Consider the following 12,037-nt stretch of genomic DNA (forward strand, 5'->3'; position numbering starts at 1 on the left):
GTTCCTTCTCACTGCATTTCTGTTTTTCTGACAAAGACGATAAAACGAAAGCGCTTTAAAAAGGTTAGTTGAAAATGACCGGCTGTGGCGACAAAAGGGGGGATAACGGAGAATTCTGGAGGAAAAAGGCGGCATCATCCGCAAAAAAGTCGGGATGATGCCGTGGAATTTATTCTGTACCGAGTGTGGCAACCATGACGGCTTTGATGGTGTGCAGACGGTTTTCCGCCTGATCGAACACGACGCTGTGGCGGGACTCAAAGACGTCGTCAGTGACTTCCATACCGCCCTGTAAACCGTATTCTTCGGCCATTTGTTTGCCGAGTGTGGTCTGATCATCATGGAACGCAGGCAGACAGTGCAGGAATTTCACGTCAGGATTGCCGGTCAGCGCCAGCATCGCGCTGTTCACCTGATAAGGGCGCAGCAGGTTGATGCGCTCCTTCCAGGCCTCTTTCGGTTCACCCATCGACACCCAGACGTCGGTATAGAGGAAATCCGCGTCTTTCACGCCGGTGGCAATGTCTTCGGTGAGCGTGATAGTGCCGCCATTTTCATTTGCGAGATGTTGACAGGTCGCGACCAGTTCGGCATCGGGCCAGCATACTGACGGTGCCACAAGGCGTAAATCCAGCCCGCACAGCGCGGCAGCTTCCAGCAGCGAGTTGCCCATATTGTTACGTGTGTCGCCCAGATACGCCAGGCGCATCCCTTTGAGCGGCTGATTTGGCAGATGCTCCTGCATGGTCAGCAGGTCGGCCAGCAGCTGCGTCGGGTGAAATTCATTGGTTAAGCCATTCCATACCGGCACGCCGGAATATTCCGCCAGCGTTTCCACTTTATCCTGACCGAAGCCACGATACTGAATACCGTCGTACATCCGGCCCAATACGCGGGCGGTGTCTTTCATCGATTCTTTATGGCCGATCTGGCTGCCACTGGGGCCGAGATAAGTGACTTTTGCCCCCTGGTCATATGCGGCAACTTCGAAAGAGCATCGTGTGCGGGTTGAGTCTTTTTCGAAGATGAGCGCGATGTTTTTGCCTTGCAGGCGGGCTTTCTCGGTACCATTTTTTTTTGCCGCTTTCAGTTCAGCGGAGAGTGTCAGCAGGGACGAAATCTCTGACGGGGTAAAATCCAGTAACCTGAGAAAATGACGTTTACTCAACAAACTCATGATGTCGCTCCATAGCGCGTAAGCATTTCGGATTGAATTAAAATTCAATTTATATGTATGAATATGCAATTACAACCCCGCAGAGAAAACTTTCTCTTTAATAGTGGAGGCGCGCTCTATGGTGTGTGAAAATAGCGTACAAACGTCAAATTGATTGAGGACTGAGAAATGGCAAACCGTGAATTGCTGGAAGAACAACGTGAAGAAACTCGCTTAATCATCGAAGAGCTGCTGGACGATGGCAGCGATCCTGACGCGCTTTACACCATTGAACACCACTTATCTTCAGAAAAGTTCGAAGTTCTGGAGAAAGCGGTCGTAGAAGCTTTCAAACTGGGTTATGAAGTTTCCGACCCGGAAGAGCTGGAAGCTGAAGACGGTACTGTCATGATGTGCTGTGACGTGATTAGCGAAGTGGCGCTGAATGCAGAGCTTATCGACGCACAGGTTGAGCAACTGATGAATCTGGCCGAAACCAACGGCGTTAACTACGACGGCTGGGGCACTTACTTCGAAGGCGACGACGACGAAGAAGGTGAAGAAGGCGAAGACGAAGATTTCATCGACGAAGATGATGACGGCAAACGTCATTGATTGAGTCGGGCTTCTGAATTTCGATTCATGAAGAAAGAAAAGGCTGCCGGAGACGGTGGCCTTTTTTGTTTGTGCATGACAGCCCCCCTTTGTGACTCCCTTCGCATTAAGCAAATTTCATAAACCCTAAGTGAAATATGGTTAAATTCAACGCACCTGCCAAAAGTTAACATACCAATTCTGAAAGATATTCTACCTCATGGTGTGGAGTCAGATTATGGCAGCCGTAAAGAAATTGTCTGTTATAGAAAAACTTGGTTTTGGTATGGGAGACGCCGCTTGCGGGATCGTTTATTCCTCCGTCACGATGTTTCTGACCTACTTTTATACCGATATCTACGGGCTTTCCGCGGCAGCGGTCGGGGTGATGTTTCTGGTCACACGCATTCTGGATGCCGTCAGCGATCCGCTCACCGGTATTGTTGCGGACCGCGTGAAAACCCGCTGGGGGCATTTTCGCCCGTGGTTGATTTGGTTCGCCATTCCTTATGCCGTGCTGGCGGTGATGACGTTCACCACGCCTGATTTTGGTCATTCCGGAAAACTGCTTTATGCCTACATTACTTATTCGCTGCTGATGCTGTGTTACACCTTTATCAATATTCCTTACTGCGCGCTGGGTGGGGTGATTACCACAGATGATAAAGACCGGCTTTCTGCACAATCCTACCGGTTCACGATTTCCTCACTGGCGGGTTTACTGGTTTCTGTCGGTACTTTGTGGCTGGTGGATTATTTTGGTAAAGAGAATCTGCAGGCCGGATATCAGGCGACGATGGCGGTGATGGGCGCGATTGCGGTGTGTATGCTGGTGTTCTGTTTTTGTTTCACCAAAGAACGCATCACGGCGGAGGATACCCGTCAGGTATCGGTGATGAGTGATTTGAAAAATCTGCTGTCGAACGATCAGTGGCGTATTGTCGCGATTATCACCTTTTTCTCCAGTATGGCCGGAGTGATGCGCAGCTCCGCCACGTTGTATTACGCGACGTATCTGATGCTGGATAAGGGGCAGAGTCTGGTCAGCGGTACGGCGATGAAAAGTACATTTATTACCACCAGCGTGGTCGGCACGATATTCGGGGCGATGGCGGCGGGGTATTTTGCCAAACGGTTCAGCACGCTGGCGATGTTTAAAAATATCAACCTGCTGCTGGTTCTGACGGGCGTTGTGATGTTTTTCGTACCGCCGAAATTCCTGCCGGTGATTTTCCCGTTGTATTTCATCATTGGTTTTTTACACCAGATGTACCAGCCGTTTAAATGGAACATGATGGCCAATGCGGCGGATTATGGTGAGTGGAAAACAGGGCGGCGGATCACCGGCCTCTCTTTCTCAGGGAATCTGTTCGCGTTAAAACTGGGGATGGCCTTTGCCGGGGCGTTCGTCGGGTTCTCACTCGGCTGGTTCGGTTATCACGCTGGTGCAGAAACCCAAACCGCGCTGGCAACCACTGGCATCATCGGTCTGCTGACCGTCGGACCTTCAGTGTCCTATCTGATCCTCTATTTCCTTGCCCGCTTCTACAAACTCGATGATGCCACGATGAAGAATATTCAGACGGATCTGGCGAAACGCAGCGGTGATATTGCCCGCGAGCAGGAAAACGCAGCCGGTAATCTTGCGCCTGTGATGGCGGTTAAATAAGGGGGAGATGAATATGGAGAAGATTAACCACGCTGGCTGGTGCGCAGATTTGGGTGACGGGCGTTATCAGAATCCTGTTTTGCATGCGGATTATTCGGACCCGGATATTGTTTGTGTGGGCGACGATATTTATATGGTGGCCTCGAGTTTTAACCATATTCCGGGCCTGCCCGTTCTTCATTCAACCGATCTGGTGAACTGGAAAATCATTAATCACGTCGTGCAGCGGATTAACTCGCTGGCATACGACAGCATGCAGCCTGGTAAAGGGATCTGGGCGCCGAGTATTCGGTATCACAACGGGCTGTTCTGGGTGTTTTACAGCATGCCCGATGAAGGCATTTTTATGTCTTATGCCGAAGACCCGGCCAAAGAATGGAGCGAGCCGCAGTGTATTAAAGTGGTGAAAGGCTGGATCGACCCTTGTCCGTTCTGGGATGAGGACGGGCGGGCGTGGCTGGTTCATGCATTCGCCTACAGTCGTTCCGGAATCAAGCATCAGCTACAGCTTTGCGAAATGTCCCCGGACGCCACGTCCCTGCTCGATGAGGGTAAAATCATTTTCGATGGCGCGGTTTCCCATCCGACTATCGAAGGGCCCAAAATCTACCGGCGTCATGGCTGGTATTATATTTTTGCCCCTGCCGGCGGCGTTGAAAGTGGCTGGCAGACCGTATTACGCTCCCGCCAGTTGAGCGGCCCGTTTGAGGCGCGCGATGTTTTACATCAGGGTACCACGACCGTGAATGGCCCTCACCAGGGTGGCTGGGTGGAACTGAAAAACGGCGAATGCTGGTTTGTTCATTTTCAGGATGCCGCACACAATGGCCGGATAGTGCACCTGCAACCGATGCGCTGGAACGGCGATGACTGGCCGGTGATCGGCAAAAAAATCAATGCCGAAGGGCTGGGGCAGCCGGTATCGGTGTACACAAAACCTGCTGCATACGCTCAGGGGATGCGATACGTTCCGCAAACGTCGGACAGTTTTGCCGACGGGCGCTTTGGCCTGCAATGGCAGTGGCAGGCGAACCCGCAGCCAGACTGGGTAATCCCGTCGACGACTGGCCTGAAACTGGCCTGCCAGCCTTATGGCGCACGGTCTTTGTATGACACGCCGCAACTGCTTTTGCAGAAACTCTCCGCCCCTGAATTCACGGTGACCACCCGTCTGATACCGCATTTTAACCATGACGGTGAGCAAAGCGGTTTGATTGTGTATGGCGAGAGATACGGAGCGGTTTCGGTGTGTCAGCAGGATGGCGGGTGGGTGCTGGTGTTCGATTTCGGGTGGATGAGCGATAAAGGCTTTCTGAACCAGAAAAGAACCGTGCTGGCAACGCTCACTGGTCATGACGCGGTGTTCATCAGGGCGGATGTATTGTCACGTGGCGTTTGTCATTTTTCCTTCAGGCAGGTCGAAACGGAAGAGTGGAAAGCTGTTGAATCTCAATTTTCAATTTCAGCAGGGAAATGGGTGGGGGCGAAAATTGGCCTTTATTCGGCGGCCTCTGCTGTCAATGCTGATGCGGGCTACGGCGAGTTTGCCTATTTTTCGATGAGCGCCCGATAGCCATAAAAAAGCCAGCTCGCGGGAGCTGGCTGTTCTCTTCTTAAAGCACTTCACCGTTACTGCCAATCACTTTCTGATACCAGCCGAAGCTCTCTTTTTTAGAGCGCGCCATCGTGCCGGTGCCGTCGTCGTTTTTATCGACGTGAATGAAGCCGTAACGTTTGCTGTACTGGCCAGTGGTGAACGACACGCAGTCGATGCAGCCCCACGGCGTGTAGCCCATCAGATCTACGCCATCTTCCAGCACGGCTTTTTTCATCTGCACGATGTGCGCCTTCAGATAGGCGATGCGGTAATCGTCGTGAATGACGCCGTCTTCACCGGCTTTGTCGATTGCGCCAAAGCCATTTTCGACGATAAACAGCGGCTTCTGATAACGTTCGTACAAGATATTCAGGGTGTAACGCAGACCGACAGGATCAATCTGCCAGCCCCAGTCGGATGCCTTCACATGTGGATTCGGCACGCTGCCCGCAAAGCCGGACAGGCCGTTATCATCGCTCGGGTTGTGCGCCGAAATTGCGTTGCTCATGTAATAGCTCAGGCCGATGTAATCGGCACAGCCGTCGCGCAGCGCCTGAAGATCGCCGTCTTCCATTTTGATATTGAAACCGCGACGTTCCCACTCTTTCAGCGCATATGCCGGGTAGTAACCTCGCATATGTACGTCGCTGAACAGGAAGCGTTCGTGCATCGCTTCGACGGAATACATCACGTCGTCCGGATGGCAGGAGAACGGATAAAGCGGCACCATGGCGATCATGCAGCCGATTTTGAAATCAGGATTAATGGCATGGCCGAGTTTGACCACCTTGGCACTGGCAACGAACTGATGATGCAGCACCTGATACATAGTTTCTTCCGGATTTTCTTGCTCGGTAAACACCACGCCGGAGCAGCAATAACCGAACAACGGGTACTTCCAGTTGCGCTGGTTGTTGATCTCGTTGAAGGTCATCCAGTATTTGACCTTGCCTTTGTAACGCTCCATTACCACCTGGCTGAAACGCACAAAGAAATCCACCACCTGACGGTTTTTCCAGCCGCCATATTCTTTCACCAGATGCCACGGCATCTCAAAGTGAGAAAGGGTAATGACCGGCTCGATATTGTGTTTGAGTAGTTCATCAAACATATCATCGTAGAATTGCAGACCGGCTTCGTTAGGCTGTAATTCGTCACCGTTCGGGAAGATGCGCGTCCACGCAATCGAGGTGCGGAAGCATTTGAAGCCCATCTCAGCGAACAGCGCGATATCTTCTTTGTAGTGCGAGTAGAAATCGACGGCTTCGTGGTTTGGATAACTGTAACCCTCCAGCACGCCGTCGGTCATCACGCGGTCAACGCCATGTGCGCCGCCGGAAAGCACGTCGCAGATGCTGATGCCTTTGCCGCCTTTGTTCCAGCCGCCTTCAACCTGATGCGCCGCTACCGCGCCGCCCCACAAGAAATCTTTCGGTAACTGATGACTCATTTGATTCTCCCTGGATACTTGATGAGGGCAGATTGCTTCTGCCCTGTAGATCGTAATGTCAGATTTAATTCATTTCCGCCTGCGCGGCACGCCGGGATTCCGCCTGTACCTTTTTGGTGGCTACCACATCGGGCTCGTCTTTGAAGCCGACCAGCCAGGTGAAGAGCGCACCAAGAACAAAGGCCACGCTTATCGACAGCAGGAAGCCAAGGAACTGCGGCATGTGGCCTTCTTTAAAGAACACCGGCAGCACGGCGATACCCGGCAGGCAGTAGCTCCATGACACCGCATTAAAGGAACCGGCTATCGCGCCGCCGATACCGCCCGCAACGCAGCTGCACAGGAACGGTTTTTTCAGGCGCAGCGCCACACCGTAAATGGCCGGTTCAGTGATGCCAAACAGACCGGTCACGCCGGCGGAGAGCGAGATGCCTTTCATTTCACGGCTGCGGGTTTTCAGGTACACGCCGAACATGCTGCCGGTCATCGCGAAGACGGCGGAAGCCTGCAGGCCGGTAAAGGTGTCATAACCCAAGGTCGCGTAGTTGCCGACGGTCACCGGCGTAATGCCCCAGTGAACGCCCAGCGTGACCAGCGGTTGCCAGAAGGCGCCGACCACGAAACCGGCAATGATCGGGCTGAGGTGATAGAGATAATTATAAACGCCGCCGATCGCGCCGCCGATCATGTTACCGACCGGGCCGAACACCAGCAGGGTCATCGGCACCATAATGGCGATACAGAACATGGGGGTGAACAGGTTACGGATAACCACCGGCAGCACTTTATTAAAGAAGTGCTCGATGTACGACATCGCCCAGACCATCAGAATGATCGGGATAACGGAGGCGGTGTAACTCAGGTATTTCACCGGAATGCCGAGGAAATCCAGCGTCGGTGCAGAAACCGGAATGCCGACCACGTTTTGCAGAATGTTGGCGATATCAGGGTTGCTCACCGCTTCGCGCATCAGTTGCTGCATGGCCGGGTCAGCGGAGTTGATTGAGGTGATCTTGAACGCCGTCAGCATGTTCATGTAATCAGGGCTGATCAGCGCACAGGCCGTAATCACGGCGGTGAACGGGTTCACGTTGAATTTTTTGGCGGCGGTGAAGGCAATCATTACCGGCAGGAAAGTAAACGCCGTCCACGACACAAAGTTGAGAATACGGTAGGTGCCGCTGTTCGCATCCATAATCCCGACAGCGGCAAGGAAGGAGATAATCCCCTGTAAAATACCGCAGGCGGCGAGCTGATAAAGGAACGGGGTAAAAATGCTGGAGATGACGTCCATAACCCGGCTGACGATACCGACGTTTGGCGCTGAAACAGGTGCGTTTTCATCGATGTCGATCAGTTGTAATACCTGTTTATAGGCATCGCTGACATGGTTGCCGATCACCACCTGCATCTGGCCACCGGCCTCAATCACTGTGATCACGCCTTTTACACGTTTTAATTCTTCTTTATCGACGGCTTTATTATCTTTCAGAACAAAACGTAAACGGGTCGCGCAATGTGTGATGCTAATCACATTAGCATTGCCGCCGATATATTTAACAATATCCTGGGCTGTTTGTGCGTAATCAATGGCCATTATTTATTATTCTCCTGCCGGGGTGTACAGAGATGAGTTTTATTTTTTTTAATCGCTGGCAGGAGTGTAGCAAAAGAAAGGATGAAGTCACGATATAACAAAAAACATGATTAGGAATATGTCACAACGTAAAAACACCCTGTTTTTTCATTGCGCTGCGTCACGTTTTATTAACGGAAGTTTCTTGCCGATAGTTTCAATAATATAAAGTACCGGGATCTGCGTAGTAATATTATATTGGCCTTCAAGAACGATTTGCGGCATGTGGTAAGAGATGTTGAGGTCTGCCATGCGCGCCAGCGTGGAGTTCTCGCTGTTGGTCAGGCTGATGATCTTGCAATTGTGCTGGCTGAACTGTGTGGCAAAGCGCAGCACTTCTTCCGTTTCACCGGAAACAGAAAGAATAATGGCGATGGCATCTTTATACATATCGCTGTTGATCGGGAAATAAGGGTCGTCAATAAAGGTGCTGAATTTCCCAACATTAGAGAAAAAACGCGCGCTGTATTTCCCGAGTGACCCTGACGTTCCCACACCCACAAATATAATGCGCTGGGCATCAGATATTTGTTTTGCGGCCTGATCTAATAATTCATCAAACTCGCTGTTATTAATACTTTTGAAATAGCTGATAATTTCACTGATTCCAAAAGATACCGGCGGCTTTTCTTCATGTTCTAAAAACAGCTTAAAACGGATACGAAATTCTGAGTAACCGTCGCAATCCATCTTTTTACAGAAGCGCAAAACAGTGGTGGTAGACACGCCTGCGGCATCCGCCAGTTCGCGGATAGTCATGTACATCACTTTGTCGCCATTTTTGACGATGTAGTTATAGACCGTCAGTTCCAGTTCATTTAACGCGGAAATGGCTTTGTGTGTGAACATGAGGCGCCTGTTTGCAATGATCGATTAAAGAACGAAAGCGGTGTCAGAGATATTTCAACATCGTCACTTCGCAATCGACGTGACCTGTATTCCCCATTGCGCCATCAATGTGCCGGAAGCCGAGGCGTTCATACAGGGCAATGGCCTGAGTCAGGCTGGCGGTGGTTTCCAGATAGCAGCGGGCAAACCCTTGCTGACGCGCATGATCGATGGCCTGTAATGCCAGACGTTTTGCCAGACCCTGGCCGCGCAAAGAAGGCATGAAGTACATCTTCTGCAACTCGCACAAATCGTCCTCTGCACCTGACAGCGGTGCCATACCGCCACCACCGGCCACCACGCCATCCAGTTCCACCACCCAATAAGCACAGCGCGGCTGGCTGTAGCTTTCATACAGATGATCTAAATTCGGATCAGCGACGGTATAGCCTTTGTCAGCCGTCAGGCCAAATTCGGCAGAAACGTGGCGGATCACGTTAGCGATAGCGGCATTATCTTCAGGGCGGATCGGGCGCACCAGCACGCTGACAGGAAAGGTGGTCGTCATGTTACTCACTCAGTTTCAATAATCGGCAATCATACAGACCGTTTTAATACCATTTAAGGGCGGGTGGGCGCAACGCTGCCGTCCCCTCTGCGGCATATTCCTTAACGCAAATGAGAGTCTTTTTCATCTGAATTGTAAAGAATTCGTTGCCTCCTTGTACCGGAGCGTGATTAAATCTTCATCGTTATGTAAAGCACTACGCCTCTTTCTTAATTACAGGAGAGACGGTTTCTCATTCCTTTCAGGACGAAAGATAAAAATGTCTGATAATAATCAACACAACGACAACCTGCATCAGGTCCGTTTTCATGGTAAGGGCGGAGAATATTTCGCAATCTGGCTGGTTAATGCATTACTGACCATTGTCACATTAGGGATTTATTCTGCATGGGCGACAGTACGCCGTCGTCGTTATTTTCTGGGTAATACTGAAATAAACGGTGATCGTTTTGATTATCACGCAAAGCCAATTCAAATATTGAAAGGCCGTTTGCTGGTGATTGCAGGGATCATTGTCTTTTATATTCTGGCGGCAATAATGCCGCATCTGGCGTTATTGTTCGTGCTGGCCTTTTTCGCCCTGCTGCCGTGGGTGATTATTCGCAGCTGGCTCTACAATGCGATCATGACCAGCTACCGTGGTGTGCGTTTTAATTATCACTGCAAAACAGGGCGCGCTTACTGGACCCTGTACCTGTGTCCGATCCTGCTGATGCTGGCGTTGTATATTCCGATTGTGGCCATCGTTCTGATTGCAGTTCAGACAGCCAGTATCAGTGCAATATTACTGAGCGTGGTGCTGGTGGCTGTCGCCTTAGTCCCTGGTATTGCTGCCGTTCAGGGGATTATCAGCGCTATGACCCACGACCTGTACGTCAATAATATGTTCTTTGGAAAGACGGCATTCAGTGCCGAATTAAAGAAAGCCGCATTTATTAAATACAGCCTGCTGGGCATTTTATTATTCCTGCCATTCCTTATCTTTGCCTTCTGGCTGATGGGATCGTTTATCACCACCCTGTATCAGATGGCTCTGATGGGCGGTATGTCTGATGAAATGGCCAGTGCGATGCTGATGGGCAATCTGTTTGGTTTCTTCCTTGCCATCGTCATTCTGCTGGTGGGTTCCCTGGTGGTTGCCAGTTATCAGGTCGTGGCTATCCGTAATTACGTCTTTAACCAGACACGGATTGGCAACGGGGTTAAGCTGCATTCCTCGATGAAAACCCTCTCCTACCTGGGGCTTCTGTTGACTAATGCGCTGATTGTGGTGTTCTCACTGGGTCTGGCGACGCCGGTGGCCCATGTGCGTATGGCGCGTTACATCGCCGCATCGACCGCTGTTTCTGGCGATTTATCACTGCTGGATGTGCAGGCACACAGCGATTCTGTTAACACCGCCGTTGCCGAAGAAGTCGCACAGGCGTTTGATCTTGGCGTCGGTATGTAATGCATGATCATTGAAGGCTTTTATCAGCCTCCGGGACGGGCAGCGCGTGAGGCTGCCCGCCTCTTTTTAGAAGAAGGACAGCAGCTGACGCTGAACACGCCGGAATCGCAGACCCGATTTTCGCTGCGTGATATTGATGTTTCTGACGCGCTCGGCACTATCCCTTTATTCCTCACATTTCCCGACGGCAGCCGTTTTGTACCTTCCGATGACGCGCCGTTTCGTCAATGGCTGTCGCAGCATCGAAAGCCGGGCTGGGTTTATCGTATGGAAAGCCACAAGCGCGGTGTCATCCTTGCGCTGCTGTCGACCTGCCTGCTGATTATCTTTTATGTCTACGGTTTATTACCCTGGGCCAGTCATGCCATTGCGCTGCGAATTCCGACCACCATTGAGCAGAACCTTGGTCGTCATACGATGACGCTTCTGAAAGCCAGTGATTTTCAGGCATCGGCGCTGCCCGATGGCCGGCAGAGCGCTCTTCAGGCGCTGTTCCGGCAGGTGACTCCGCCATCATTGCGCGATGACCGAACGCCGGTCAGCCTGAAACTGATGAATATTCCTGATACCGCTAATGCGTTTATGCTGGCGGATGGCACGCTGATCCTCAGCGATAAGCTGGTGGAGCTCAGCCCCGGGGATGATGCGCTGGCGGCAGTCATGCTGCATGAAATGGCTCATCATGCTTATCGTCATCCGATGCGCATGCTGGTGCGCTCTTCGCTGGTGTCACTCACGCTCCTGTGGATGACCGGAGATGTCAGCGGTATCGGTGATACGCTGCTTCAGACGGCGTCACTTGCCAATGAATTGCAGTTTTCGCGCAGCATGGAGCGCGAGGCGGATGACTGGGCGATCGCAGAGATGAAGCGGGAAGGGCGGTCGCTGGCGCAAATGGCGCAAATTTATATGTTGCTCTCAGCGCAGGCGCAGAATGAAAAAATCCACGACAGCACGTTGCCGGACTGGCTGAGTACGCACCCGGCGATGCAGTCACGGATTGAACATATCAGGGAAGCGGATAAACACGAGTTTCGCCGCCCATAAAAAAAGGCCGCTTGCGCGGCCTTTATCATTTTGCTTTAGCGA

General features: G+C 51.6%; 10 protein-coding genes. 5 read left to right on the top strand and 5 right to left on the bottom strand.

The window, feature by feature from the left end; all coding sequences use genetic code 11:
• Window positions 1-169 precede the first annotated feature (169 nt).
• Window positions 170-1,177 carry an ornithine carbamoyltransferase gene (argF, locus tag ACQZQY_RS07765; RefSeq protein WP_431296874.1) on the bottom strand — a complete coding sequence of 336 codons (1,008 nt, stop codon included), beginning with the start codon at window positions 1,175-1,177 and terminating at the stop codon, window positions 170-172.
• Between the two features lie 168 nt (window positions 1,178-1,345).
• Between argF and rraB the strand changes: the two genes are divergently transcribed.
• From rraB to ACQZQY_RS07780, 3 genes are all read left to right on the top strand, one after another.
• Window positions 1,346-1,771 (top strand): ribonuclease E inhibitor RraB, encoded by a 426-nt coding sequence (gene rraB, locus ACQZQY_RS07770; protein ID WP_056776511.1) that lies wholly within the window; start codon window positions 1,346-1,348, stop codon window positions 1,769-1,771.
• A gap of 217 nt (window positions 1,772-1,988) precedes the next feature.
• A complete protein-coding gene (locus ACQZQY_RS07775; RefSeq protein WP_431296875.1) occupies window positions 1,989-3,419 on the top strand; it encodes a glycoside-pentoside-hexuronide (GPH):cation symporter in 1,431 nt (476 codons plus the stop codon).
• Window positions 3,420-3,432: 13 nt separating this feature from the next.
• Window positions 3,433-4,992: a family 43 glycosylhydrolase gene (locus tag ACQZQY_RS07780; protein WP_431296876.1), complete on the top strand. Its 1,560-nt coding sequence runs from the start codon at window positions 3,433-3,435 to the stop codon at window positions 4,990-4,992.
• 40 nt (window positions 4,993-5,032) lie between these two features.
• On the opposite strand, the gene ACQZQY_RS07785 is transcribed toward ACQZQY_RS07780, so the two are convergent.
• From ACQZQY_RS07785 to ACQZQY_RS07800, 4 genes are all read right to left on the bottom strand, one after another.
• Window positions 5,033-6,466 (bottom strand): 6-phospho-beta-glucosidase, encoded by a 1,434-nt coding sequence (locus tag ACQZQY_RS07785; RefSeq protein WP_183848428.1) that lies wholly within the window; start codon window positions 6,464-6,466, stop codon window positions 5,033-5,035.
• A 64-nt stretch (window positions 6,467-6,530) separates the two neighbouring features.
• Window positions 6,531-8,063 carry a PTS transporter subunit EIIC gene (locus ACQZQY_RS07790; RefSeq protein WP_056776524.1) on the bottom strand — a complete coding sequence of 511 codons (1,533 nt, stop codon included), beginning with the start codon at window positions 8,061-8,063 and terminating at the stop codon, window positions 6,531-6,533.
• A gap of 147 nt (window positions 8,064-8,210) precedes the next feature.
• Window positions 8,211-8,951: a MurR/RpiR family transcriptional regulator gene (locus tag ACQZQY_RS07795; RefSeq protein ID WP_136375479.1), complete on the bottom strand. Its 741-nt coding sequence runs from the start codon at window positions 8,949-8,951 to the stop codon at window positions 8,211-8,213.
• A gap of 43 nt (window positions 8,952-8,994) precedes the next feature.
• The gene (locus ACQZQY_RS07800) at window positions 8,995-9,498 is read right to left on the bottom strand and encodes a GNAT family N-acetyltransferase (protein WP_421670607.1); all 504 of its coding nucleotides are present in this window, start codon (window positions 9,496-9,498) and stop codon (window positions 8,995-8,997) included.
• 259 nt (window positions 9,499-9,757) lie between these two features.
• Here ACQZQY_RS07800 and ACQZQY_RS07805 point away from each other — a divergent pair, with 259 nt between their 5' ends.
• Window positions 9,758-10,948: a YjgN family protein gene (locus tag ACQZQY_RS07805; protein WP_431296877.1), complete on the top strand. Its 1,191-nt coding sequence runs from the start codon at window positions 9,758-9,760 to the stop codon at window positions 10,946-10,948.
• Window positions 10,949-10,951: 3 nt separating this feature from the next.
• Complete coding sequence (locus tag ACQZQY_RS07810) at window positions 10,952-11,995, top strand: M48 family metallopeptidase (RefSeq protein WP_431296878.1); 1,044 nt, start codon at window positions 10,952-10,954, stop codon at window positions 11,993-11,995.
• Window positions 11,996-12,037 lie beyond the last annotated feature (42 nt).

The sequence above is a fragment of the Rahnella sp. PAMC25559 genome (assembly GCF_050632365.1).
In the GTDB taxonomy this organism is placed as follows: Bacteria; Pseudomonadota; Gammaproteobacteria; order Enterobacterales; family Enterobacteriaceae; genus Rahnella; species Rahnella rivi.